Source organism: Spongiactinospora gelatinilytica (assembly GCF_003236385.1).
GTDB lineage: Bacteria > Actinomycetota > Actinomycetes > Streptosporangiales > Streptosporangiaceae > Spongiactinospora > Spongiactinospora gelatinilytica.
Genome location: NZ_POUA01000904.1, coordinates 1 through 415 on the forward strand (window position 1 = coordinate 1; position 415 = coordinate 415).

Here is a 415-nt window from a genome sequence, read left to right on the forward strand (position 1 = left end):
CCACTAGGCATTTGGACAATTGATAGTAATGAATCCATTCCGTGTAATGCATGACTTTCAATAGGAACCCCAATTACAGGTGAAATTGTGTTGGCTGCTAACATTCCCGGTAAATGAGCTGCTCCGCCAGCTCCTGCAATCAGCACGGCATATCCATTTTCTTGTGCTTGTTCACCAAACTTCTGTAAGACTTTCGGCATCCGATGTGCTGAAATAATATGACGATCATAATCGACTTCAAATTCATCAAGTATGTCTGTGGCCAGTTTCATGGTTGACCAATCAGAAATTGAACCCATAACTACTGCGACTTTTCTCATGACAATTCCCTTCCAAATTTAAATGCTGTATCAAATTTCAAGTTCAGTGTAACAAGTAAAATTAGTTTTATCAAGATATTTTACGAACTTTTTAT

At 38.1% G+C, this 415-nt stretch carries 1 protein-coding gene; it reads right to left on the reverse strand.

Translation table 11 applies throughout. The features are described from left to right. Window positions 1-320 (reverse strand): 5-(carboxyamino)imidazole ribonucleotide mutase (locus tag C1I98_RS46795; protein WP_111172266.1); only part of this gene is annotated, 320 nt, incomplete at its 3' end. Window positions 321-415 lie beyond the last annotated feature (95 nt).